The 401-nt window shown below is 63.8% G+C and carries 2 protein-coding genes; both read right to left on the reverse strand.

Annotated features, from left to right (window positions below; translation table 11 throughout):
* Positions 1–52: 52 nt before the first annotated feature.
* Positions 53–169, reverse strand: a complete 117-nt coding sequence (gene rpmJ, locus KI686_RS17390; protein WP_071644008.1) for a 50S ribosomal protein L36 — start codon at positions 167–169, stop codon at positions 53–55.
* Positions 170–234: 65 nt separating this feature from the next.
* The coding region (gene infA, locus KI686_RS17395; RefSeq protein ID WP_237590294.1) for a translation initiation factor IF-1 at positions 235–401 on the reverse strand (167 nt) is incomplete at its 5' end.

Below are 401 nucleotides of genomic sequence, written 5' to 3' on the forward strand. Positions count from 1 at the left end.
TGAGTTGTTCAGCTGCCGGGCCGGATGCCGGGGCATCCGATCCGACCCCTGCTCAGCCCTGGCGCTGCTTGTGGCGCGGGTTGCTCTTGCAGATCACCATGACGCGACCGTGACGACGGATCACGCGGCAGTGGTCGCAGATGGGCTTGACGCTGGGGTTGACCTTCATGATGTTTCCTGTTCGCTGTCTTCACCGTGCGGGCGCGAGCGCCCGGGGTGTTACTTCTCGACCGATCAGCGGTAGCGGTAGACGATGCGGCCGCGGGTCAGGTCGTAGGGCGAGAGCTCCACGACCACGCGGTCCTCGGGGATGATGCGGATGTAGTTCTGCCGCATCTTTCCGGAGATCGTCGCCAGAACCTTGTGTCCGTTGGTGAGCTCAACGCGGAACATCGCGTTGG

Origin of the sequence: Polaribacter sargassicola, from assembly GCF_021991835.1 — a bacterium.
GTDB classification, from domain to species: Bacteria; Bacteroidota; Bacteroidia; order Flavobacteriales; family Flavobacteriaceae; genus Polaribacter; species Polaribacter sargassicola.